General features: G+C 65.7%; 24 protein-coding genes and 2 pseudogenes. 16 read left to right on the top strand and 10 right to left on the bottom strand.

The features are described from left to right. Window positions 1–16: 16 nt before the first annotated feature. The 6 genes from ACSQ89_RS40045 to ACSQ89_RS40020 are packed head-to-tail and all read left to right on the top strand — an operon-like array spanning window position 17 to window position 6,063. Window positions 17–982 (top strand): Bug family tripartite tricarboxylate transporter substrate binding protein, encoded by a 966-nt coding sequence (locus tag ACSQ89_RS40045; RefSeq protein ID WP_436297682.1) that lies wholly within the window; start codon window positions 17–19, stop codon window positions 980–982. Between the two features lie 23 nt (window positions 983–1,005). After that, window positions 1,006–2,793: an FAD-dependent oxidoreductase gene (locus tag ACSQ89_RS40040; RefSeq protein WP_436297681.1), complete on the top strand. Its 1,788-nt coding sequence runs from the start codon at window positions 1,006–1,008 to the stop codon at window positions 2,791–2,793. Further along, window positions 2,790–3,752 carry a Bug family tripartite tricarboxylate transporter substrate binding protein gene (locus ACSQ89_RS40035; RefSeq protein ID WP_436297680.1) on the top strand — a complete coding sequence of 321 codons (963 nt, stop codon included), beginning with the start codon at window positions 2,790–2,792 and terminating at the stop codon, window positions 3,750–3,752. The genes ACSQ89_RS40040 and ACSQ89_RS40035 overlap by 4 nt, the downstream gene beginning before the upstream one ends. Before the next feature lie 8 nt (window positions 3,753–3,760). Further along, window positions 3,761–4,609, top strand: a complete 849-nt coding sequence (locus ACSQ89_RS40030) for an intradiol ring-cleavage dioxygenase (RefSeq protein ID WP_436297679.1) — start codon at window positions 3,761–3,763, stop codon at window positions 4,607–4,609. 36 nt (window positions 4,610–4,645) lie between these two features. Beyond that, a complete protein-coding gene (locus ACSQ89_RS40025; protein WP_436297678.1) occupies window positions 4,646–4,954 on the top strand; it encodes a Dabb family protein in 309 nt (102 codons plus the stop codon). Window positions 4,955–4,986: 32 nt separating this feature from the next. Beyond that, entirely contained in the window at window positions 4,987–6,063 is a 1,077-nt protein-coding gene (locus ACSQ89_RS40020; RefSeq protein ID WP_436297677.1) for a maleylacetate reductase, read from the top strand. Window positions 6,064–6,202: 139 nt separating this feature from the next. On the opposite strand, the gene ACSQ89_RS40015 is transcribed toward ACSQ89_RS40020, so the two are convergent. The 7 genes from ACSQ89_RS40015 to ACSQ89_RS39985 are packed head-to-tail and all read right to left on the bottom strand — an operon-like array spanning window position 6,203 to window position 9,933. Continuing rightward, window positions 6,203–6,490, bottom strand: coding sequence for a YciI family protein (locus ACSQ89_RS40015; protein WP_436297676.1), 288 nt, complete (start codon window positions 6,488–6,490; stop codon window positions 6,203–6,205). Between the two features lie 21 nt (window positions 6,491–6,511). Beyond that, the gene (locus ACSQ89_RS40010) at window positions 6,512–6,640 is read right to left on the bottom strand and encodes a hypothetical protein (protein WP_436297675.1); all 129 of its coding nucleotides are present in this window, start codon (window positions 6,638–6,640) and stop codon (window positions 6,512–6,514) included. A gap of 6 nt (window positions 6,641–6,646) precedes the next feature. Continuing rightward, window positions 6,647–6,946: an aromatic ring-opening dioxygenase subunit LigA gene (locus tag ACSQ89_RS40005; protein ID WP_436297674.1), complete on the bottom strand. Its 300-nt coding sequence runs from the start codon at window positions 6,944–6,946 to the stop codon at window positions 6,647–6,649. Continuing rightward, window positions 6,912–7,808: an extradiol ring-cleavage dioxygenase gene (locus ACSQ89_RS40000; protein ID WP_436297673.1), complete on the bottom strand. Its 897-nt coding sequence runs from the start codon at window positions 7,806–7,808 to the stop codon at window positions 6,912–6,914. The genes ACSQ89_RS40005 and ACSQ89_RS40000 overlap by 35 nt, the downstream gene beginning before the upstream one ends. Window positions 7,809–7,811: 3 nt before the next feature. Further along, window positions 7,812–8,210, bottom strand: coding sequence for a 5-carboxymethyl-2-hydroxymuconate Delta-isomerase (locus ACSQ89_RS39995; RefSeq protein ID WP_436297672.1), 399 nt, complete (start codon window positions 8,208–8,210; stop codon window positions 7,812–7,814). A 10-nt stretch (window positions 8,211–8,220) separates the two neighbouring features. Beyond that, window positions 8,221–8,949 carry an alpha/beta fold hydrolase gene (locus ACSQ89_RS39990; RefSeq protein ID WP_436297671.1) on the bottom strand — a complete coding sequence of 243 codons (729 nt, stop codon included), beginning with the start codon at window positions 8,947–8,949 and terminating at the stop codon, window positions 8,221–8,223. A gap of 3 nt (window positions 8,950–8,952) precedes the next feature. Next, window positions 8,953–9,933, bottom strand: coding sequence for a Bug family tripartite tricarboxylate transporter substrate binding protein (locus tag ACSQ89_RS39985; RefSeq protein ID WP_436297670.1), 981 nt, complete (start codon window positions 9,931–9,933; stop codon window positions 8,953–8,955). 109 nt (window positions 9,934–10,042) lie between these two features. Between ACSQ89_RS39985 and ACSQ89_RS39980 the strand changes: the two genes are divergently transcribed. The 6 genes from ACSQ89_RS39980 to ACSQ89_RS39955 all read left to right on the top strand — a co-directional run bounded on the left by ACSQ89_RS39980 (window position 10,043) and on the right by ACSQ89_RS39955 (window position 15,809). Beyond that, window positions 10,043–10,846, top strand: a complete 804-nt coding sequence (locus ACSQ89_RS39980) for a helix-turn-helix transcriptional regulator (protein WP_436297669.1) — start codon at window positions 10,043–10,045, stop codon at window positions 10,844–10,846. Between the two features lie 169 nt (window positions 10,847–11,015). After that, window positions 11,016–11,522 carry a VOC family protein gene (locus tag ACSQ89_RS39975; RefSeq protein ID WP_436297668.1) on the top strand — a complete coding sequence of 169 codons (507 nt, stop codon included), beginning with the start codon at window positions 11,016–11,018 and terminating at the stop codon, window positions 11,520–11,522. Then, on the top strand, window positions 11,519–12,841 hold the full coding sequence (gene fahA, locus ACSQ89_RS39970; RefSeq protein ID WP_436297667.1) for a fumarylacetoacetase: 1,323 nt from the start codon (window positions 11,519–11,521) through the stop codon (window positions 12,839–12,841). The genes ACSQ89_RS39975 and fahA overlap by 4 nt, the downstream gene beginning before the upstream one ends. Before the next feature lie 47 nt (window positions 12,842–12,888). Continuing rightward, window positions 12,889–13,836 carry an MBL fold metallo-hydrolase gene (locus ACSQ89_RS39965; RefSeq protein WP_436297666.1) on the top strand — a complete coding sequence of 316 codons (948 nt, stop codon included), beginning with the start codon at window positions 12,889–12,891 and terminating at the stop codon, window positions 13,834–13,836. Between the two features lie 24 nt (window positions 13,837–13,860). After that, on the top strand, window positions 13,861–15,582 hold the full coding sequence (locus tag ACSQ89_RS39960; protein WP_436297665.1) for an FAD-dependent oxidoreductase: 1,722 nt from the start codon (window positions 13,861–13,863) through the stop codon (window positions 15,580–15,582). Continuing rightward, entirely contained in the window at window positions 15,579–15,809 is a 231-nt protein-coding gene (locus ACSQ89_RS39955; RefSeq protein ID WP_436297664.1) for a DUF2783 domain-containing protein, read from the top strand. The genes ACSQ89_RS39960 and ACSQ89_RS39955 overlap by 4 nt, the downstream gene beginning before the upstream one ends. Before the next feature lie 544 nt (window positions 15,810–16,353). On the opposite strand, the pseudogene ACSQ89_RS39950 reads toward ACSQ89_RS39955, so the two are convergent. After that, window positions 16,354–16,797, bottom strand: a pseudogene (locus ACSQ89_RS39950) (IS5 family transposase); the annotation flags it as partial. A 125-nt stretch (window positions 16,798–16,922) separates the two neighbouring features. Between ACSQ89_RS39950 and ACSQ89_RS39945 the strand changes: the two are divergent. From ACSQ89_RS39945 to ACSQ89_RS39935, 3 genes are read left to right on the top strand one after another with little or no spacing between them, the layout of a single operon-like run. Then, complete coding sequence (locus ACSQ89_RS39945) at window positions 16,923–18,167, top strand: tyrosine-type recombinase/integrase (RefSeq protein WP_436296949.1); 1,245 nt, start codon at window positions 16,923–16,925, stop codon at window positions 18,165–18,167. After that, entirely contained in the window at window positions 18,164–19,099 is a 936-nt protein-coding gene (locus ACSQ89_RS39940) for a tyrosine-type recombinase/integrase (protein ID WP_436296948.1), read from the top strand. The genes ACSQ89_RS39945 and ACSQ89_RS39940 overlap by 4 nt, the downstream gene beginning before the upstream one ends. Continuing rightward, window positions 19,092–20,087, top strand: a complete 996-nt coding sequence (locus ACSQ89_RS39935; protein ID WP_436296947.1) for a tyrosine-type recombinase/integrase — start codon at window positions 19,092–19,094, stop codon at window positions 20,085–20,087. The genes ACSQ89_RS39940 and ACSQ89_RS39935 overlap by 8 nt, the downstream gene beginning before the upstream one ends. 103 nt (window positions 20,088–20,190) lie before the next feature. Here the strand turns inward: ACSQ89_RS39935 and ACSQ89_RS39930 are convergent. Further along, window positions 20,191–20,739 (bottom strand): annotated as a pseudogene (locus tag ACSQ89_RS39930) (IS5 family transposase); the annotation flags it as partial. Window positions 20,740–20,957: 218 nt separating this feature from the next. After that, a complete protein-coding gene (locus tag ACSQ89_RS39925) occupies window positions 20,958–21,782 on the bottom strand; it encodes an SDR family oxidoreductase (protein ID WP_436297848.1) in 825 nt (274 codons plus the stop codon). Between the two features lie 324 nt (window positions 21,783–22,106). Between ACSQ89_RS39925 and ACSQ89_RS39920 the strand changes: the two genes are divergently transcribed. Beyond that, window positions 22,107–22,487 (top strand): winged helix-turn-helix transcriptional regulator, encoded by a 381-nt coding sequence (locus ACSQ89_RS39920; protein ID WP_436297663.1) that lies wholly within the window; start codon window positions 22,107–22,109, stop codon window positions 22,485–22,487. Window positions 22,488–22,612: the final 125 nt, after the last annotated feature.

The raw sequence follows: 22,612 nt of genomic DNA, 5'->3' as shown, positions 1-22,612 counted from the left end.
GCGCAGGAGACAGCTCATGAAATCCCTGCTCGCAACCGCGGCGCTCGCCCTCAGCCTCGGACCGTGCGCCACAGCCCAGGCCCAGGACTGGCCGAAGCAGCCGATCAAGATCATCGCCAACTTTGCTCCCGGCGGCGCGGCCGACCAGCTGGCCCGCGCGATCGGCGCGCCGCTGCAGGAAGCGCTCGGGCAACCGGTGCTCGTCGAGAACAAGGGCGGCGCCGGGGGCAACCTCGGTGGCGAGTTCGTCGCCAAGTCACCCCACGATGGCTACACGCTTCTGATGAGTTCCGGCGGCATGGTGTCGATCAATCCGCACCTTTACGCGAAGATGCCCTTCGATCCGGCGAAGGATCTCGTCCCGGTCGCGTCCGTTGCACGCGTGCCGTTCTACCTGGTGGTTCGTGCCGACAGCGCGATCAAGGACTTCAAGGGCTTGATCGCCGACCTGAAGGCGAACCCCGACAGGCGATCGTTCGGTTCGCCCGGCAACGGGAGTTCGCCCCATCTCGCGGCCGAAATGATGAAGGCACGGACAGGGACCACGGCGGTGCACGTGCCGTACCGTGGCGCGGCACCCGCGCTGACGGACCTGCTGGGCGGGCAGATCGACTTCCTCTTCGATCCGGGAATCAGCATCCAGCACGTCAAGACCGGCAAGCTGCGCATGCTGGCGGTGGCAAGCCTCAAGCGGGCCCCCCAGATGCCGGAGGTTCCGACGCTCGACGAACTCGGGCTGAAGGGCCTCGACGCCGATGCCGTGTTCGGCCTCTACGCCCCTGCCGGCACCCCGCCCGCCGTCATCGAGCGGGTCAATGCCGAAGTCAACCGCGCACTGGCTAGACCGGCGGTCAGGACACGCATCGAAGCCCTCGGCAACGTGCCGGAGCCTCTGACGCCTGTAGCCTTCGGCGACAAGGGCGCGGCCGACTTCAAGCGCTTGGGCGCTGTGATCCGGGAGCGCGGCATTCGCGCCGACTGATGCATGAAGAAGAAAGACAGCCGATGATCGCCACTCCCCGGCCTGCCACCGGCCACCCTCCCCTCATCGCCACGGACGTCCTGATCGCCGGCGGCGGCCCGTGCGGCCTGATGCTCGCCAACGAGCTCGGTCGCCGTGGCATCCGTTGCCTGTTGGTCGACGCAAAGCCAAGCACGGCTTTCAACCCGCAGGCGAACGCAACGCAGGCCCGCACCATGGAGCATTTCCGCCGGCTGGGCTTCGCGCACGAGATCCGAGCGCTGGGACTGCCCGCCGACCACCCGACGGACATCGCCTACTTCACACGCTTCGCCGGGCATGAACTGGCGCGCATCAGCCTGCCTACGGCCGCCGAGGCCACGGTCAGGATCAAGTCTATGACGGGGTCCTGGAGTGCGGCCGAGCTGCCGCATCGCGTGTCGCAGAAGTTCGTCGAGGAAGCCCTGCGCCGCCATGCGCAGGCCTGGCCATCCACCGATGTGCGCTATGGCTGGCGGCTGGAACGGTTCAGCGATGACGGTGGTTCGGTGAGCGCCACGGTGCAGCCCAGCGACGGAGGTCCGGCGCAGGACGTGGTCGCGAAGTTCCTGATCGGTGCCGACGGCGCGCGCAGCTTCGTCAGGCAACAGCTGGGCATCGAGTGGGGCGGCGTCACCGGCATCCAGCGCGAGTTCATGGGGGGCAAGATGTTTGCCATCTACCTGCGCGCGCCCCATTTCCTCTCCGTACTGCACCATCCCAAGGCCTGGATGTACGTAGCGGTAAACCATGAAAGGCGCGCCTTCATGGCCTCGGTGGACGGCGTGTCCGAGTACGCCTTCCATGCGGCGCTGCGTCCCGGCGAAGACGCCGAAGGCTGGACCGAGGCCGATGCGCGCCGCGTCTTTGCCGAGGCGGTGGGCCTCGAGATGCCGATCGAGATCCTCTCGATGGGCACTTGGCTCGCCGGGCACGCGCTGGTCGCCCAGCGTTTCCAGAAGGGCCGGGTCTTCATCGCCGGCGACGCCGCCCACCTGTTCACGCCCACCGGCGGCCTGGGCTACAACACCGCCGTCGAAGATGCCGTCAATCTGGGCTGGAAGCTGGCGAGTGTGATTCGCGGCCAGGCGCCGCTGGCGCTGCTGGACAGCTACGAAGCCGAGCGCAGGCCGCTGGCCGAACGCAACACGGGCTATGCGCGCAAGTTCGCCGACTCGGTGGGACTCTTCGCGGCAAAGCCCGAGCTGGAAGAAGCCTCCGTCCATGGGGATGCCGAGCGTCGACTCGCGGGCCTGCACTTCAATGAGCACGCCCGCCTCGAGTTCAATATCCCAGGAGTGACCTTCGGCGGCCGATACGACGGCTCGCCGATCGTCGTCGGCGACGGCGCTGCGCTACCGCCCGACGAGCCGAATGCCTACACGCCGACCGCCAGTCCCGGCGGCCGGCCACCGCACGCCTGGCTGGACGACGGACGCTCGCTGTTCGATCTGTTCCACGCCGAATGGACCCTGCTGGCGCTGGGGCCCGATTTCCCCGCTACCGAGACCTTCGAAGCCGCGGCCCGGACGCTGGCGATCGACCTGCGCGTGGTGCGGCTGCCGCAGGCTTCCCTGCGCGAACTCTATGAAGCGCCGCTTGCACTGATTCGGCCGGACCAGATCGTCGCGTGGCGCGGTGCAGCCCCGGACGATGCGGCAGGCGTGTTGTCTCGCGTCACCGGCAGGCCGAGCGGCGCGGCGCCGCATGCCGCTTCAACACCTTCAACACCGTCAACACCGTCAACACCGTCAACAATTTCCGTCGATGCGACGAGAGGAGATCCGGCATGAAAGCCACCACCCAGCTTCTTCGGCTTTCGGCCCTTGCAATGGCTTTGGCGATCGCGCCCTCGGCCTTCGCGCAGGCTTGGCCTGCCAAGCCGGTCCGGCTGGTAGCGGCATTTCCGCCGGGCACGCCGGGCGACGTGATCGCCAGGTTGATACAGCCGGCGCTGCAGGCCGCCTGGAACCAGCCGGTGGTCATCGAGAACAAGACAGGGGCGGGAGGCAATCTGGCCGCCGGAGAAGTCGCGCAGGCCAAGGACGAACACACCCTGCTCGTGGGACCGGACACGATCCTCACCATCAATCCCCACCTGTACAAGAAGCTGAGCTTCAACTTGCGGGCTTCGCTCAAACCCGTGACCTACTTCGCAAGCTTCAACCAGACGCTGGTGTGCAATCCAGCCGCCGAGATCACGTCGTTCGGGAAGTTCGTCCAGCTCCCGTCGACGCGGCTGTATGCCTCCGGTGGTGCAGGGACACCGAGCCACATGGCAATGGAGATGCTGCTGGCGACGACCGGAACCAAACTCACCCATGTTCCCTACAAAGGTCCCGGCCCCGCCGCGCAAGACGTGATGGGGCGCCACGTCGACTGTGGGTTCATCGTCTCCTCCATCGTCCTGCCCCATGTCCAGAGCGGGCGGCTGCGGGCAATTGCCGTCTCCGGAAAGGATCGATCGGGGCTGTTGCCTGACGTTCCGACGGTCGCTGAGAGCGGACATGCCGGCTTCGACGCGACTTTCTTCGAGACGCTGATGGCGCCAGCAAGCCTTCCGATCGCTATCGTCGAGAAAATCCAGCGCGACGTGCGTACCGCGCTCCAAGCTCCGGGCGTGAAGGCCAGGTTGGCAGAGATGGACCTGCGAGTGGAGGGGTTCAGTTCGCAGGAGGCTCAACTGCGCAGCAAGGAGGACTTCGCCAAGTGGGGTACGGTCGCGCAGCGGGCCCAGCTGCAGCTGGACTGAGAGCGATCATGCGCAATCTCGACCATCACACCATCACCGAAGCCGTGCTTGAGCGGCAGGCACAGACGGCGGACCCGCGACTCAGGCGCGTGCTCGACAGTCTTGTGAAGCACCTGCACGCCTTTGCGCGCGAGGTGGAGCTGACCGAGGAGGAGTGGTTCAAGGGCATCGAGTTCCTGACCCGTTGCGGGCACATCACCGACGACAAACGCCAGGAGTTCATCCTGCTGTCGGACGTGTTGGGCTTGTCGATGCTGACGGTGGCACAGAACAACGGCAAGCCTGCAGGCTGCACCGAGGCGACCGTCTTCGGGCCCTTCCACGTGGAAGGGGCGCCGCACTACGAGCTCGGTGCGGACATTTCCAATGGCGCCCGAGGCATCCCGTGCCTTGTGCGCGGCACGGTTCGCGGCATTGACGGCAAGCCGGTCGCCAACGCGCACATGGACGTTTGGCAATCGGATGAGGACGGCCTGTACGACGTGCAGCACCCCGAGATCGGCCATGCACAGGCGCGCGGCATCGTGCACTCCGACAGTGAGGGTCGCTACCACTTCCGCTCAATCCTGGCAGTCCCCTACGCCATCCCGCATGATGGCCCGGTGGGCGACCTGCTCCAGGCCACCGGACGGCATCCCTGGCGTCCCGCGCACCTGCACTTCCTGATCAAGGCGCAAGGCTACGAGAAGCTGATCACGCACGTGTTCCGCAGCGACGATCAGTACCTGGATTCGGATGCCGTGTTCGGTGTGCGTCATTCGCTGATCGCCGACTGGAAACAGCAATCCGATGGCTCCTACATCGTTGAGTACGACTTCGTGCTGAACCCCGCCAAGCAGGGCGCTGCGGATGCCTGATCACCCGCCCTCGCTGCGACCCAAAGAGGGTGCATCATGATCCGGCACATCGTGATGTGGAACGTGAAAGGCGCCACGGCCGAGGAGAAGCAGGAAAACATCGAGCGTCTGCGAAGTTGCTTCCATGGCCTGCGTGGCCGTGTTCCAGGGCTGCTCCACCTGGAAGTCGGCAAGGATGCAAGCAGAGTTGACTATGCCTGCGACGTCGTCTTGTACAGCGAGTTCGAATCCTGGGAAGCACTGGCCGCGTATGCGATGCATCCGGAACATCTGCGGGTGCGCGACGAGCTGGCTGGCGTCCGCATCGCCAGGCACCAGGTGGATTACGAAGTCCAGGCCGATTGAGCCTGGGCTGAGCACGATGCATTGGGGATCGCATGAAGGAATTCGTCTACAACGGCCAGCCGTCGCGGGTGGTGTTCGGCGCCGGGACCCTGGCGCATCTGGAGCGCGAGATCGAACTGCTCGGGGCGCGCCGCGCGCTCGTGCTGTCCACGCCCGAGCAGCAGGGTCATGCGCAGCGCGTGGCCGAGCGTCTTGGCAGCCGCGCGGCGGGCGTTTTCGCGCGCGCTGTCATGCATGTGCCCATCGAGACCGCACGCGAGGCCCGTGAGGAGGCTCGCCGCCTGGGCGCGGACTGCGCCGTTGCCATCGGCGGCGGCTCGACCACCGGACTGGGCAAGGCCATCGCGCTGGATTCCGGCTTGCCAATCGTGGCCATCCCGACGACCTATGCGGGAAGCGAGATGACGCCGATCTATGGCATCACTGAGGGCGGCTTGAAGAAGACCGGCAAGGACGCGCGCGTGCTGCCTCGCACCGTGATCTACGACCCGGAGTTGACGCTGACGCTGCCTGTGGCGATGAGCGTGACGAGCGGGATGAACGCGATCGCGCATGCGGCCGAAGGCCTGTACGCGCGCGACGGCAATCCGGTGATGGACCTGATGGCCGAGGAAGGCATCCGTGCACTGGCCAGGGCACTGCCGGCCATCCTTCGGCGCAGTGACGATATCGATGCGCGCGGGGATGCGCTGTATGGTGCCTGGCTGTGCGGGACGGTGCTGGGCAACGTGGGCATGGCGCTGCACCACAAGCTGTGCCACACCCTGGGCGGCAGCTTTAACCTGCCTCATGCCGAGGTGCACACGGTAGTGCTATCTCATGCCATCGCCTTTAACGCGCCGGCGGTGCCGGAAGCCATGGCGCGCATCCGGCGTGCACTTGGAGCGCAAGGACACGGCAGTGCCGCCGCAGCTCTGTTCGACCTAGGGCTATGCAACGGTGCGCCGGTGGCGCTGCGCGACATCGGCATGAAAGAGGATGATCTGGACCGCGCGGCGGAGATCGTTGTGGGCAACCCGTATTGGAACCCGCGAGAGGTCGGTGCAACACAGCGAGGCGAGATCAGGGAACTCTTGCAAAAGGCCTTTGAGGGCATCCGACCTGAGTAGGCCACTTGCCTGGGCGCCCGTTGATCCGACGATAGAGATGTGTTGCCGTACTCCCAGGGAGTATGCAGTGAGAGATCTGCGTTCCGATTAACCACATTGACTGGGAGATAGACCTGCTTCCGTTCGCCGTACTGTTGTTCTAGCCGACACGTTTGACATAGGCAGTGATGGTCGCCTGCTGCCAGACACCGGCCGTGAAGAACGGGTCGTCGTTGTGGTAGGACTCCGCGGCCGCGCGGTCGGCCACGTCGACAACGAACAGCGATCCCTTCATGGTCTGCCCGTCGTCCTCCACCAACGGCCCGGACATCAAGGTCTTCACGCCCTCGCCCTCAATGGCGGTGAGATAGGCCTTGTGGGCGTCGTAGTTCGCCAGCCGCACCGGCAGCGCACCTGGCCGGTCGAGCGCATGAATCACGAACAGCATATGCGCTCCTTCTCTTCTTCGTCAAACATAGTGATCCTCGATCCGGGACCACGTGGGCAGGCCGACCAGGTTCTTGTACTCCTCGAAGCTCACGCCGGAACCGGACAGCCGCAGCTCGCCGCTTGCGATGTCGGCCAGCGTCTCGCGCATGGTGCGTCATCCGGGCGGCGCCAGGATGCCCTCCCGCACTGGACCGTAGCGCTCCAGCCCGTCGATCAGGTGTCGGCGGTGCTCGACCAGCGGGACCCCCACGATCCCGGCGAAGTGAATCAGCAGCGAAGGATGGGCGCCCAGCACGTAGAGCAGGCCCAGGTCGGCGCGCGCGAAGGCATCGCGTTCCTCCTCGGTCAGCGCGCGATCCTGCAGCACCGCCTGCCTGTCGGCTCTGAACCGCTCCTGCAGGGAAGCAGTCCTGTTCAGGTCATACAGGAGCTTCTGGATCTGGTACAGCGACATGGCCCCCCTCCCGAGAAAATGCACGCGCGGGCCCGGTGGGCAGCACCGGCATCACCGCCGCGCAGGAGCCGATCGAGAACGCCGGGGTGCCGTGATAGAAGAGAAGTTCACCAGGACTGCCGCCACCCGCAGCAGCCGCGATGGCCACGAGTGTCCTGATCTCGATGCCGCCATGGCCAGCTTCGCGCAGCACTTCCTCGTCCGCATAGGCGAGGAGCGCATCGCGGTCGTTGCAGGTCCAGCGCCGCAGAAACTCCCGGTCGAAGTCCTCGTTGATGCGCCCCATTTGCGTGGAACCAGGCCAGTGCGAGATGCCGCCCGTCCCCAGCAAGGCCACGCGCTGCGGCAGCGCGTGGCCGGCGCGCCGCAGGGCCTGCCCGAAAGCCCAGGCGCGCGCCAGCGGCGTGAACGGCGGCTGCTGGCAGTTGATGTTGACCGGCACGATCGGGACGTCGTAGTCAGGCGTGAGGTAGTGCAGGGGCACCATGATTCCGTGGTCGAACTTCCACTCCTCGCAATACGCCAGGTCCACCTCGTGGATCAGGTGCTGGATGATTGCGCGGGATGCGGCCGCGTTGCCGGGTACCACGGTACGCGGTATGCGCAGCCACTGCTCGTCCTCGATCGGTCCTTCATAGCGATCGGCCATGCCCAATGCATAGGCGGGCATGTTGTCCATGAAGAAATTGGCGAAGTGCTCGGCGGCGACCACCACCAGCAGATCGGGGCGGGCGGCTTCCAACCGGGCACGCATTTGCGCGAATCCTTCGAAGACCGCCTCGCGGTCCGCTGCGGGCGCTTGCCCGATGCGCCCGGTCAGCCCGGGTGCATGGCTCATGATGCCGAGGAAGACGACGCCCATCGATCAAGCACCAGCCGTCCGCGCGGCCAAGACCTGAGCGACGTTGCTGCGGTTCACGCGGGTGGTGACGTCGAGTTCGGTCACTTCGACGGACAGCGCGATCGGCGTGTTGGCGAGATGAGGAGCGAAAAGCGCGGAGAGTTCGTTCGCGAGCGCCGCGGCCGAGGCGCGACGCGCCTCGGTGGAGAAGCCCGTGCCAATACGGATATTGACGTGCACGAAGCCCGCGTCGGGGCTGCCGTCCGCGAGGCGGAAGTGCTCCAGCACGTGCAAGCGGGTGCGCACGCCGGGTTTCGGATAGCCGTCGATCCCACAGGCGGCTTCGTGCAAGGTACGGGTCAGCGTCTGCGGATCGACGAGGGAAGTGGCCGACGCCGTGGCCTCAATGATGATGTGCGGCATGGAAGTGCGGTCAGGTTGCAATCCGGGAAAATCCGGCCAACCAGGGATGGATCGCCGCGGCGCATGCTTGCGGCTGCTCGAAGGTCATCAGGTGCCCCGAATCTTCGACAACGGCCAGATGCGCGGCGGGAATGGCCGCAGCCATTTCCTCGTGCGGCGGCAGAGGCATCGCCGCATCGCCCCTGGCCGCCAGCACCAGCGTGGGACAGGCGATGCCCGGCAACAGCGACGAAAAGTCGGGCCGGGACAGGCCCATGCGCACCTGCGCGCGCACGGCTTCGAGTGATTGGCGGGCAACCATGGCGGTCAGCGGCTGCAGCTTGCCGGCCTCGGTCGCCCAGCGCGGGTGCACCATGCGGGCCACCCACTGTGGGGCGAAGGCGACCAGCCCCTCGGCTTCGGCGCGCGCGACCATCGCTTCCCGCGTTGCAATCTCAGACTGCCCTGCTTCGCCCGGCGCGCGTGCCTTGTAGGCAGTGCCGAACAGGCCGAGCAGGCGCACGCGCTGCGGCGCGCGGCGAACCACTTCCAATGCCACACGTCCCCCGAGCGAATGCCCCGCGAGGGCGAACTGCGCAGGCGCCGTGGCCAGCACCTTGTCGGCCATCGCTCCAACGGAATCGATGCTGCCCAAAGTCATGACACGAATGTCTGCCGCGTCGTGCAGCAGCGCCGCGGTCGGCTCCCAGACGGTCGCGTCGCACAGCATTCCGGAAACCAGGATCAAAGGTGTCTTCATGCCTCAGTCCAGCTTGAGTTGCAGGGCGCGGACCACGGCGCCCCAGCGCTCGCGCTCGGCCTTGACGAAACGGTCCATCTCGGCCGGCGTGCCGGGCAAGGGCTCCACGCCCAAGGCCTGCAGGCGCCCCTCGACCAGGGTGTTGTTGAAAGCCTCCAGCAGCGCGCTGCTCACGCGGGCCACGTGGGATTTGGGGGCGGCCATGGGCACGGCCAGCCCCTGCCACGCGAACCCTTCGAAGCCCTTGAGGCCTTGTTCCTGCAGCGTGGGCACGTCCGGCAAGGTCTTCATCCGCGCGGCGGTTGAGACGGCCAGCGCGCGCAGCTTGCCGCCGCTGATCATCGGCATGCCGCTGGCCGAATCCACCAGCATGAAAGGCACTAGGCCGCCGACGACATCTTGCACCGCCGGCGCCGCGCCGCGGTACGGCACATGCGTCGCCTGCACGCCCAGGCTGCGCAGCAGCTGCTCGGTGACGAGATGGTGGGGCGTGCCGGCACCGGGGGAGGCGAAGGCCACGGGCCCGCCCTGCGACCGGATCCACGACAGCAGGTCCGGGAAGGTGCGGGCCGGGTGCTGCGTGGACACGACGACGACCAGCGGAAAGCGCACCAGCATGCCGACGTTCGCCAGGTCCTTCTGGGCGTTGTATGGCAGCTTGCTGTACAGCCACGGGTTCACCGCGAGGGCGGCGAAATCGGCCGTCAGCAGCACGTGTTCCACGTCGCGCGCCTTGGCGACGTAGTCGGCCGCCAAATTGGTGCCCGCGCCCGGTTTGTTGACCACCACGATCTGCCGGCCGAGGCTCTTGGCCATCGGCTCGGCAAAAGTGCGGGCCACCACGTCCGAGCCACCGCCCGGCGCGGCGCCGACCACCCATTCGATCAGCTTGTTGTCCTGTGCCAGGACGGGCGCGGTTTCGGCGGCGACGGCGCAGGCTGTCCAAGCCAGGAGGTCGCGGCGGCTCAAACGGGTACGGTTCATGGGCTGTCTCCTTCGGGGCGCCCAGTGTCCTCGGCGGCAGCTGCCGTGTCTGTCCCCTTCCGCTGGGGACATGTAGCGCTCTATCATGGGAGGACGAAGGGACGAGCCCATGATCCTCAGCAGCAATGCACATGCCGATGACGGCGCCCAGCTTGCCGGCCTGCTTGTCAGGCCGATCCTCGCGCTGGGCCGGCCGGCGTTCGCGGATGCCCTGCTCGAAGTCGTCGGTGCCGTCGTCGGTGCCGACTTGGTGTCGGCCTTCTCCATCGACGGGGATTGCAGGCCGCATTACCGGCTCTCGTCGGCGGTCGCCGAACTCGGCGGCAGCTTCGCGCAGCGCGCCGGTGTCCGCTATGCCACGGATTACTGGCAGAGCGATCCGGGCTTGAACCAGCTGGTGCAGGCCCATCGCGCAGGCTCGGGCACGGTGGCGTGCCAGCAAGCCTGGAACCAGATCCCGCACGCCTGGTACCGTGCCGTGTGCTACGAGCAGCCGCAACTGGTCGACCGGATCTCGGTCCTCGGTGCCGTCGGCGGGCGGCTGTTCCTCTTCAGTGCGTACCGCCGCGCGGTGCACGGATGCTTCGGACCCGGCGAACTCCGGCGTTTCACTTCGAGTGCCGACGTGCTCATGGCGCTCGTCGGCCGACACGTCGATCTTGCGGCCGCGCAGCCGCAGGCTCACGGCTGCGCGCCGGCAGCGCTGGAAGAACGACTGGCCGAGCGTTTCCCGACACTCAGCCTGCGCGAACGGCAAGTCTGCGCTGGCATCGTCGGGGGCCTTGCCGCCAAGGACATCGCCAGAGCCTGCGACATTGAGCCGAGCAGCGTGATCACCTACAAGAAGCGCGCGCTGGCCAAGCTCGGGCTGCCCAACCAGCGCGCGCTGGTCGCGCAGTGGCACGAGGCATAGAGCGATTTCGCCCCAAGCACGGCATCAGCCATGCCGCGCACAGGCAGGTGAGACTGCCTGACGACTTGATCGGCGGCGCTGTCCCCATTGCAAGGGGGCAGACGCACGCGCAGAGGACGCCGACACTTCTGCGCCAGCGACACACCAGTTCGCACAGGACCCTCCGCACATGAGCCACTGCCCAGCCATCCATGGACTGCACCATTACGCCGCGCGCTGCCGCGACGCCGAAGAGACCCGACACTTCTACGAAGACCTGCTCGGGCTGCCGCTGGCCCACGTCATCCGATCGGACACCGTGCCGAGCACGGGCGAACTGTGCCCCTACGTGCACTTGTTCTTCCGGTTCACGGACGGCTCTTGCTTCGCCTTCTTCGATCTGGGCGATGGCACGGCGGCGCAGCCCTCGCCCAATACGCCTGCCTGGGTCCAGCACATCGCATTGCGCCTCGATTCGCTGCAAGCCCTGCAGGCGATGAAGGCGCGCCTGCAGGCCCACGGCATCGAGGTGCTGGGCCCTACGGACCACGGCTTCGTGCAGTCGATCTACTTCTTCGATCCGAACGGGCTGCGGCTGGAACTGACGGCCGTGACGGCAACACCGGCCCAGCTTGCGCGATACGAACGGGAGGCCCACGCCCAGCTGGAGGATTGGACGCGGGAGAAGCAGGCATGAAGCAGATCGACCGCACGCACGATCCGCTGCGCCGCAGTTGGGTCGAATCGGCCAACGCGCCGGACAACGACTTTCCACTGCAGAACCTGCCTTTCGGCAGCTTCGCCACTTCCGGCGGCGTGCCCCGCGTGGGGGTCGCCATTGGTGACAGCGTTCTCGACCTGTGCGAGGTGCAGGCACGCGGGTTGCTGACGGGTCTGGCCGCCGACGCCGCGCAGGCGGCAACCAGCAGGGGATTGCCGGCGCTAATGGCCGGGCCTGCGTCTGCGATGTCCGCGCTGCGTGCCGCATTGTCGGACCTGCTGTGCGACGAGGGGGTGCCGGGCACGCAGGCAAGACGCCATGCCGACGCCATCCTGCGGCCGGCGGCGCAGGTCACCATGCACTTGCCCTGCCCCATTCGCGGCTACACCGACTTCCTGGCCTCGGAACATCACACGGAACGTAACGGGCGACTCAAGGGCCTGGCCGTTCCAGTGCCGGAAGCGTACCGCTGGGTGCCGGTGGCCTATCATGGCCGCGCGTCGACCATCGTGACGAGCGGCACACCGGTGCAGCGGCCCCATGGCCAATGGAAAGGCGGCGACGGCCGCGTCGTGTTCGGGCCGGTGCAGGCGCTGGATTTCGAGCTCGAGATGGGTCTGTTCGTAGGCAGGGGCAACGACCGCGGCGTCCCGATCCGCCTGGACGAGGCCCGCGAGCACATCTTCGGTACCTGCCTGCTCAACGACTGGTCCTCCAAGAGCGTGCAGTGGTGGGAGCAGATGCTCGGGCCCTTCCTCGGCAAGAATTTCATCACCTCGATTTCGCCGTGGATCGTGACACGCGAAGCGCTCGAGCCGTTCCGGGTGGCAGCGCCCTTGCGCGCGCCGGCGCATCCGCCGCTCCTGCCCTACCTCGACTCGGCGCTCGATCACGAACTGGGCAGCTGGAGCATCGCGCTGCAAGCCAGCCTGTCCACGCGCCGCATGCGCGAATCCGGCATGGGCCCCGCAGTCGTCACCCGAACGCACCTGCACCACCTGTACTGGACGCCCGGCCAACTGATCGCCCATCACAGCAGCAACGGCTGCCAGCTCGAGACCGGCGATCTCGTCGGCACCGGGACCATCTCGGGCCCGGACGACAACAGCCGGGCCTGCATGACGGAGCTGACGAGCGCTGGCGCCCTGCCCTTGACCCTGCCGGACGGCCAGCAGCGCGGCTGGCTGGAGGATGGCGACGAGATCGTGTTCACGGCGCGCGCTTGCGCGCCCGGCTTCGTGCCCATTGGCTTCGGCGAGTGCCGGGGCATGGTCACACCGGCACTCCCCTACTGAACCACCTGAAATCCATCCACCCAACCCCATTCGCAAGAACCATTGCCATGAGCACACCCTTCGCTTCTACCGCCGATACCGCCGAGCAACGCCCGCAAGTCGTGGAACTCGGCTCCGATGTCTACGGCTACATCAGCAACTCGGACCCGAACTGCGGATTCGTTGTCGGCCGCGACTGCGTGCTGGCTGTCGACACGACCGCCACGCCGACCCTGGCCCGGCGCTGGCTCGCCGAGCTGCGCAAGATCACCGACAAGCCGGTGCGCTATGTGTTCCTCACGCACTACCACGCGGTGCGCGTGATGGGCGCGTCCGCCTTCGAAGGCGCGACCATCATCACCAGCCAAGGAACGCGCGACCTGATAGCCGAGCGCGGGCTCGCCGACTACGAATCCGAGCGCGCGCGCATGCCGAGGCTGTTTCCCGACGTGTCGGACATCCCTGGCCTGACCAGGCCGCACATCGGCTTCAAGGAAGAGCTAGTACTGGACCTGGGCAACCACGAGGTGCGGCTCATGCATCTGGGCAAGGGGCACTCCGCCGGCGACGCAGTCTGCTGGGTGCCGGGCGCTGGCGTCATGTTCGGCGGCGACCTCATCGAGAACCGCTGCGGCATCTATTGCGGCGACGCCTATTTGACCGAATGGCTGCAGACCCTGGAGCGTCTGCGGGCCTTCCGTCCCAAGGTGCTCGTTCCGGGGCGCGGCAGCCCGATGCGCACGCTCAAGGAGATCAGCGACGCGATCGACACTCACAAGGACTTCCTCGTCACGCTACTGACCATCGTGCGCCAGGGACTCGCTCAAGGGCTGGACCTCAAGGGCTGCTACCTCCTGGCCGACCAGCAGCTCACGCCGCGTTTCGGCCACTGGCCGGTGTATCGCCACGTAATGCCCTTCGACGTCGCGCGCGCCTGGGACGAACTGCGCGGCATCGAGCATCCGCAGATCTGGACTAACGAAAAGGACAGGGAGCTCTGGAATGCCCTGGCCTGACCTGACGAGCGATCACATCACATCATGAATCCGACAGGCACACCCTACGCGCCGTGCGCGTACCCCAACGGCTATGAATTCACGGAGGGCAGCGGCTACACGCTGCCGGAATATCCGTTCGCTCCGCCACCCGAGCTGACCGGCGCAGGCAGCCCGCGGCATGACATCGCCATCGTCGGCGGTGGACTGGCCGGCCTGACGCTGGCCTGCTGCCTCGCACGGCTAGGCATTGCGGCGGTACTGCTTGACGAGGACAACACCGTCGGCGTCAAAGGCGCGTCCTCGCGCGGCATCTGCTACACGCAGAAATCCCTGGAGATCTACCAGCGCCTGGGCATCTACGAGCGCATCGCGCGCAAGGGCGTGGAGTGGAGCGTAGGCCGCACCTACTGCGGCGACGACGAGGTATACGCCTTCGACCTGCAGCGCCAGAGCGGCTTCGAGATCTCCAACCAGCCGCCTTTCATCAACATCCAGCAGTTCTACATCGAAGGCTACCTGGTCGAGCGCCTGCACGAACTGGGCAGGGTCGATCTGCGCTGGCGCAACCGGGTTACGGCTTTCGAGCAGGGGCCGGAGGGCGCGCGCCTGACGGTCGAGACGCCGGCGGGCAACTACCAGCTGGAGGCCAGCTACGTCATCGACGCTACCGGCTCGCGCAGCCTGTTTCGCGACTGGGCCGGGGCCTCCGTCACGAGCAAGAAAGGGGACGATCGCTGGTGCATCGCCGACGTGCGCTTCACTGATCCGCCGCCCCTGGAGCGCCATACCTGGGTGGAGGCCCCCTTCAACGATGGGCGCGCGGTCTGGCAGCACCTGATGGCCGATGGCGTCTGGCGCATCGACTACCAGATGGCGCCCGATTCGGATCCCCGGGCCGTCGGCCGGGAAGACGCTGTGCGTGAGCGGCTGGCGCAGCACTTCGGCCCCGAGCGCGCGGTGGAGGTGATCTGGGTTGGCCCCTATGCCTACCGCAGCGAGTGTGTGGACGCGATGCGCCACGGCAGGCTGTTCTTCATCGGCGACGCGGCCAAGGTGGTCAGCCCCTTCGGCGCGCGCGGCGGCAACAGCGGCATCGCTGACGCCGACAACCTGGCCTGGAAGCTGGCCGCGGTGCTCAAGGGGGATGCGCGGCCGGCGCTGCTCGACAGCTACCACGCAGAACGCCACGAGGCGGCACGCGAGAACATCCGCGTTACCGACCGCACGGCGCGCTTCATGCGTCCGCGCGACGGCATCGAGCGGCTGTTGCGCACCGCTGTACTGGAACTGGCACGCCAGCATCCGTTCGCGCGCCCGTTCGTCAACACCGGGCGCATGGCGGTGGCCAACGCGTACACGCGCTCCAGTGCGTGCGGCGTCGGTGGTGGCCGTTCTGTCCAGAACGTGGCGGTGACGCTGGGCGACGGCAGCCACGGCCTGCTCAACGATCTGCTGCGAGCCGACGCGAGGCTTGTTCTGCTGATGTTTGGTGGACCGCGGGACCGTGCCCGGCTGCGCGATCGGCTGGCAGGGCGGCCGGTACGATGTGTGGACGTGCCGGGCACGACCGGACCGGTCCCGGCGCAGGATCGTGTGCACCAAGTCGAAGATCAGCTGCGCCTCGCGTGCGGCGTTCCGGCAGCCTGCCCCTGGGCCTTGCTGCGCCCGGACGCATACCTGGCCGCCGTGGCACAGTGCATGGAGGACGATCCGGTGCCGGCGGTGGAGCGCGCCCTGGGCTTGCATGAAGGGCTTGTCGCATGAATACCCAACCGAGCATCCTGGACCCGGATGGCTTCTACGAACTCTTGCTCGACGCCCATGCCGGGTTGTCGGACCATGAGTCACAGCTCGTCAATGCCAAGCTCGTACTCTTGCTGGCCAACCAACTCGGCGACAGCAAGGTGCTGAGGACATGCATCGAGGCCGCGCGGCCCGACGGCAGCCCTCGCCGTCAAGGGGCATATCAACTGAAGGAGACAGACAAATGATGACATTCACCTCTATGTCCAAACACACGCTGTTCGCCTACGTTGATGGCGCCGACCTCCACGAAATCGCCGATTCTTTGGAAAACCGCTAGGACGCCTATGCTAGGGAAGGCGACTGGCGGGTCGCTGCTCCACTCGTAGTCAACCGGCGAGGCACAGACGATGGCCTTCGTGCCGGGGACCTGCCGTCGCGGGACCTCGGCCTAACCTCGCGCTTCCTGACGTCGGGCAAGAGCCCGGTAGATGGTTTGCCGACGTCGAGCGCATTACTGTTTTCCTAGGCACGCTGCACGCTGCTTTCGGCCGCGACTTCGTCATCGGCATTGCCGACAACGTCATGGGCATCGCGGAGGACCTCTTCTTCGTGGAATCGGCGGTGCCGAGTCTAGGGACGGTCTGCAGAACACGCGCTGTGCTCACGATTGAATGAATAGGTCGATGCCAATGCATCCGAACATCTCGATGGAGCAGACTTGGCATCGGTTTGCTATGCGGCGTAGCCCTCGCGGAGGCAGCGAGCCCGATTCGGGCCTCGCAGACGCACTCACCCCTCGATTCCGATCAAACGCCGTCGGGCCATCCACAGGTTCGACAGCGCGAACAGCGTGACGATCTGCGCCGTGTTCTTGGCCAGCCCTCGGTAGCGCACCTTTGTGAAGCCGAACTGCTGCTTGATGACCCGGAACGGGTGCTCGACCTTGGCTCGAATGCTGGCCTTCATCTTCTCCACACGCTCGGCCACGAACTCTGGCTCGATGAACGGGTTGAGCATCCTGCGCTTGCCCGGACGCATCGCTACATGCCAGGTCGGCCCAGAAGCCTCTGTGCGGTTGTGCACGCCCTGGTAGCCCGCATCTCCGAAGGCAGCATGCTCCTCGCCATGCAGCAACGCGCCGGCGACGTTGATGTCACTCACATTGGCTGCGGTGCCCACCACCGTGTGGACCATGCCCGAGGTGGCATCCACGCCAATATGAGCTTTCATCCCTAATGTGGTGTCGGTTCATATGTGGCGCCCGGCGGCATCCCCCTCGGGAGGCCGGTCGCTGAGCACCACATAAATTCAACGGCGGCGTAGCGTCGGGTCCCCTCAGTTCACAAGGGGATCCGATCATGCTCGAGACTCTGTTTCGGTATTCGCGCGTTCTGGCCCGGCACCTCGATGGACCGGCAGCCGAGGAGCGAGACTGCTTTGTTGCACACTTCGCCGCGTCCGGTGCGACGAGGGACTCGGTTGCCAACCTGGCCAGCGAGCTCCTGGTCGTCGCGCAGCGCCTAGACGTCAGCGGTACGAGGAGCGTGGCGCCCGAGGAGGTCGCCTCGGTTGCCGATCGTTGGGTCCGGCATCACCGACGACGCGGCCGCAGCATCTCACCCGATAGGCGCCAGAGATTCGTGCAAGTGGCCACCGACTGGCTACGATTCATGGGGCGTCTGCAGTTACCGTCTTCGAAGCCGGGGGCGGGCACTGATTTCGTGGACGAGTTTGCGCTGCACATGCAGCGAGAGCGTGGCCTGTCGCCGAAGACTGTCAACAACCGCTGCTGGCATGTTCGGGCATTTCTGACGTGGCTCGATGACCAACACAGTGGCGCCAACATGGCTACCTTGGAGCATGTGGATGCGTTCCTGTCGATGCGGGGTGCACGGGGGTGGTGCCGGGCGTCCATCGCGACAGCAGCCACTGCATTGCGGTCCTTCTACGCGCACATGGCCGCAACGGGTCGTTGCGCAAAGAGCTTTGTCGCCGGGATCGAGGGCCCACGCCTGTTCAGGCAAGAGGCGCTGCCTGCCGGTCCGTGTTGGGACGACGTTCAGCGGCTGATCGCGAGCACCGACACGGATCGACCCAGGGATATCCGCGACCGAGCCGTCCTGATGCTCCTTGGAGTCTATGGCCTGCGGAGCAGTGAGGTCGTCGCGCTAACTTTGGATGACATCGACTGGGAGCGCGACATCCTTCACGTCACACGTCCCAAGCAGCGCTGCAAGCACGATTACCCGCTGGCCACTGAGGTCGGCAATGCGATCCTTCGCTATGTGCGCGAGGTGCGACCGCGGTGCGCATCGCGCAAGCTGTTCTTGACGCTCAGAGCACCGTTAGGGCCGCTAGCGCCACATAGCCTGCGCTACGCGGTGGCGCCACGCATTCAGGCGCTGGAGATCCGCTGTCCCCGACTGGGACCTCACGCTTTGCGCCATGCCTGTGCAGCTCACCTTGTGGCCGAAGGCCTGTCCCTCAAGCAGATTGGCGATCATCTCGGCCACCGCAGTTCCTCCGCCACGCGCACCTACGCCAAGGTGGATCTTGCTGGCCTGCGTCAGGTTGCCGAGTTCAGTCTGGAGGGACTGCTATGAAGACCGAGCAAGCCGTCGCGACCTACGTGGGCTACAAGCAATCTCTGGGGATGCGCTTCGTGACCCAGGCGCGCATGCTGAAGGCATTCAGCAAGAGTATGGGAGGCATCGAAGTCGACCGGATCGGGCCGACGTCGGTGCGCGCCTTCCTTGATGGCAACGGGCCGATGACGCGGTCCTGGCACTGCAAGTTCGGAACCCTTACCGGCTTCTACCGCTTCTGTCTCGCCCGCGGGTACGTCTCCAGCGTGCCGCTGCCCACCTCAGAGCCGAGGTGTCCCCAGACGTTTACTCCCTACATTTATTCGGAGGATGAGATCAGGCGACTCCTGCAGGCAGCCGCTGGCCGTGCTCACCGCAGAATCGATGCGCCCACCAGCCGAACTCTGCTCCTGTTGCTGTACGCAACAGGACTGCGCATCAGCGAAGCGCTGAACCTGAACCTGGCCGACGTCGACTTGGACGATTGTGTCCTTCACGTGCGCGGGTCCAAGTTCTACAAGACACGACTCGTGCCCATAGGCACCGACCTGACGCAGGTCTTGCGCGAGCACGTGAAGCGGCGTTACAAGCGTTCGCCGCTGGATCCCGACGCGCCATTCCTGCTGACATCTCGAGGTGATCGAGTCTCGCGGTCGGGCGCCGAGCAAGCCTTCAGTCAGATGCGATCGCAGGCCAAGGTGTGTCGACATGATGGCGCTCGATACCAACCCCGCTTGCATGACCTACGCCATACGGCGGCCGTGACGCGTCTTGTGCGGTGGTATCGCGAAGGAGTCGACGTGCAGCGCATGCTGCCTCAGTTGGCGACGTACCTGGGCCACGTGCACATCAGCGGCACGCAGTGCTATCTGAGCATGACCCCCGAGTTGCTGCAGCAGGCCAGCGCGCGCTTCGAGCAATTCTTCCTCGGGGAGACCAGCCATGCGTGAGACCAGCACGCTGGGTCCGTGGATTCGCCGATTCCTGCTGGAGCACCTGGTCAGCGAGCGCAATCTGGCTGCGAACACGCAGCTCAGCTACCGAGACACGATGTGCCAGCTGCTGCCCTTCGTGTCGGGGCGCCTGCATAAGGCCGTGGATCGACTGGCGGTGGTCGATGTGTCGCCGCAGTTGGTGCGGGAGTTCCTCAGTGACGTCGAGACTCACCGAGGCTGTGGTATCGCCACGCGCAATCAGCGCCTGGCGGCCATTCACGCCTTGGCCCGATTCGTCGGTGAACACAGCCCCGAACACATCGCCTGGTGTGCACAGGTTCGCTGCGTGCCCTACAAGAAGGGGACCCATGCCGCAGTGTCATACCTCGGCAAGGCGGAAATCGACGCGCTGCTGGCCTGTCCGAACCGGCGCACGGAACAAGGCCGTCGAGACTACGCGCTGCTCCTATTCCTCTACAACACGGGGGCGCGCGCCAGCGAGGCATCGGAGCTGATCGTCGGGGACCTGCATCTTGATCAGGCGAGCGTGGACATTCTCGGCAAGGGGCGTAAACGCCGCCAATGCCCACTGTGGCCAGCGACGGTGCGGGAGTTACGCGCGCTCGTGGGCGAACGCTCCCGGCAGGAGCACGTCTTCCTCAACCGGTGTGGCCAGCCGACGACGCGGTTCGGCGTTCACGCATTGGTCGAGCGCACCGCTGCGAGAGCCAAGGACCTCATGCCCTCTCTCGCGACGAAGAGAATCAGCCCGCACTCCATTCGCCACTCCACGGCCTCGCATCTGCTCAATGCGGGCGTCGACATCAATACCGTGCGAGCCTGGCTCGGACATGCATCACTCGACACGACCAACGTCTACGCCGAAATCGACCTCGAGGGCAAGGCGCGAGCGCTTGCGAAGTGCGAGATCTCTGCGGCGCAGAAGCCAAGCAAGCCGTGGCATTCCCAGCCGCACATCATGGAGTTCCTAAGATCGCTGTGACCGGAATTTATGTGGAGCTCAGCGACCGGCCTCCCGAGGGGGATGCCGCCGGGCGCCACATATGGACCAACGCCACATTAGGCATGAGATGTGGTCGACCACATCTCATGCCGAAGAACCACTGGTTGCCTTTCTTAACCTGATGCATTTCCGGATCGCGCTCACCTTCGGCGTTCTTGGTCGAGCTCGGCGCCGAGATCAACGTGGCGTCCACCACGGTCCCCGTGCGCAGCAGCAGGCCCTTGGCTTGCAGGATGTCGTTGACCACGCGCAGCATGTCGGTAGCCAGGTCGTGAGCCTCCAGCAGATGGCGAAACCGAAGGATGGTGGTCTCGTCGGGCAGGCGGCTCACGCCATCGCCCAGGCCCGCAAACTCCCGGTACAGCGGCACGTCGTGCAGCGCCTCTTCCATGGCTGGGTCGCTCAGACCGAACCACTGTTGAAGATAGTGAATGCGCAGCATCGTCTCGATCGCAAACGGCGGGCGTCCGGTCTTTGCTCGCGGCGCATGCGGCTCGACGACCTGTACCAACGCGCCCCAGGGCACCACCCGATCCATCTCCTCGAGAAACTCGCGCTTGCGCGTCTTCTTGGTGGACAGGTTCAGGCCGAGGCCGAGCTGATTTGGAGGCGTCACACGTTTGGAAATCATGGCTTCAGATCATGCAAGGCTTGGGCCCGTTTTGCAGACCTTCCCTAGACAAACCTGCGCCGCGCGGTCGGCGTTGGGGAAGGCGGCTAGCATCAGCGGCTTGCGGCCAACAGCCGACGTTCGGCCCGACCTTCCGATTCGATGGTCGAACTCTTCATTTGGCTTCACTGGCCTTACCGGTGGCACCCCGCGCAGACCGCCGCTGCGCGCAGCTTGCCTCACGCAACGGGAACTGTTCCACCGTCGATAACGTACTCGACCCCCGTGATGGAGGCTGCGCGCTGTGACACCAGAAATCCGACCAGCTCTGCGACTTCCTGTGGCCTTGCAGGACGCCCAAGCGGTATGCCGCCGAGGGAGTTCATTAGGGAGCGGCGTGCACCGTCGTAGTCCGTTCCATTCTCTTCGGCGATTCTCTCGACAAGGCTCACCGCAGCTTCGGTCTCCACCCAACCGGGTGCCACGCGCACCACACGCACGCCCTTTGGACTGACCTCCTTGGACAGGCTCTTGCTGTACGTCGACAGGGCGGCCTTGGCGGCAGCGTAGGCGGTGGTCGCCTCCGGCAACGGCATCTGCCGTTGGATGGAGGTGATGTGCACGATGACGCCCGCGCCGCGGGCAAGCATGCCCGGCAGCAGGGCTCGGTCAATGCGAACGGCAGCGTAGAGGTTCATGGCGAAAGCCTTCTGCCATTCGTCGTCATCAAGCACGGCGAAGCCGCCGGCCGGTGCCGATGAGCCGCCCGCCACGTGGACCACGATGTCCACGCCATCGAGCTGTTCTTCGACGGCGCGCGCAACCTCGGCACAGCCGGCTGCAGTGGACAGGTCTGCGGCCACAAAGGCGGCCTTCCCAAGGTCCGCAGGCGCGGAGCGGGCTGCGGTCAACACCGTGGCTCCAGCCTGAATCAGTTGCGCGACCACGGCGGCTCCAATCCCCTTGGTGCCGCCCGTGACAAGGGCCGTGCGGCCCTCGAGTTCGACAGCTCTACGGATTTCGAGAGAGTCGATGAGGCCGTCCTTGAGGCTAAAGACGTGCATCAAATCGACCTGGTTGCCCGGGAAATTACCTTCAAGGTGCGCCAACAGCTTGAACGTGCCGCCTTCCCGCGAGAGGCCGAGTGGCGTCAGCCGGTACTGGTATTTGGCTTCGGCTGCTGCCTTCCAGGCCATGATGGCATTCAAGCCACGGAACGTCTGGCCCTCGTCTCGAACAACAGCCGCCGCGTGGAAGCACCCGCTCAACGAGACCGCGTTGTCGGCTCCGCGCGATTCAAGGTATCGCGCAATGGCGTCAGGGAGAGGAACGGACATGGCATCGGCGAGCAAGTTGCAATGCCCGGATGCTCGGCTTACGCTCCCCTGATGACAAGTACGCACCAAAAAGTTAGTGCTCGGCCCGCCGTGGAGCGTAAGGCTTACACGCCGCTCACTGCCGCCATCGACGTCGAGGCGTGCTTCAACCTTCTGGAGGGGCGCTGGAAGCTCGTCATCTTGTTCCACCTCTTCGGTGGACAGGTGCTGCGGTTCTCGGACCTGGAGAAGCGCATCACCGGCATCTCCCAGAAGATGCTCGCCCAGCAATTGCGACGCCTTGAGGCTGATGGCATCGTCGAACGTACCGTGCACTCGCAAGTGCCACCAAAGGTCGACTACCGGATGACGGCTTGGGGGCAGCAGCTGTGCCCAGCGTTGGACAGCTTGCTGAAATGGGCTGAGCTACGGGAACAGTACAGCCTTGAGTAAGCTGGCGAACTCGCGCCGGAGCTGCCGCGGCTCAGTACAGTGAGAGCGGTTTGTGACTCCAATTTCGGCATCCGGCCATTTCCGGCCGCTCACCCAGCAAAACAATCGTGTCGCCAACGACCGGT

It is taken from the genome of Variovorax sp. LjRoot175 (assembly GCF_964253805.1).
In the GTDB taxonomy this organism is placed as follows: Bacteria; Pseudomonadota; Gammaproteobacteria; order Burkholderiales; family Burkholderiaceae_C; genus Variovorax.
Note: the sequence above shows the minus strand (reverse complement) of the source record. Positions and strands in the feature narration are given on the sequence as shown.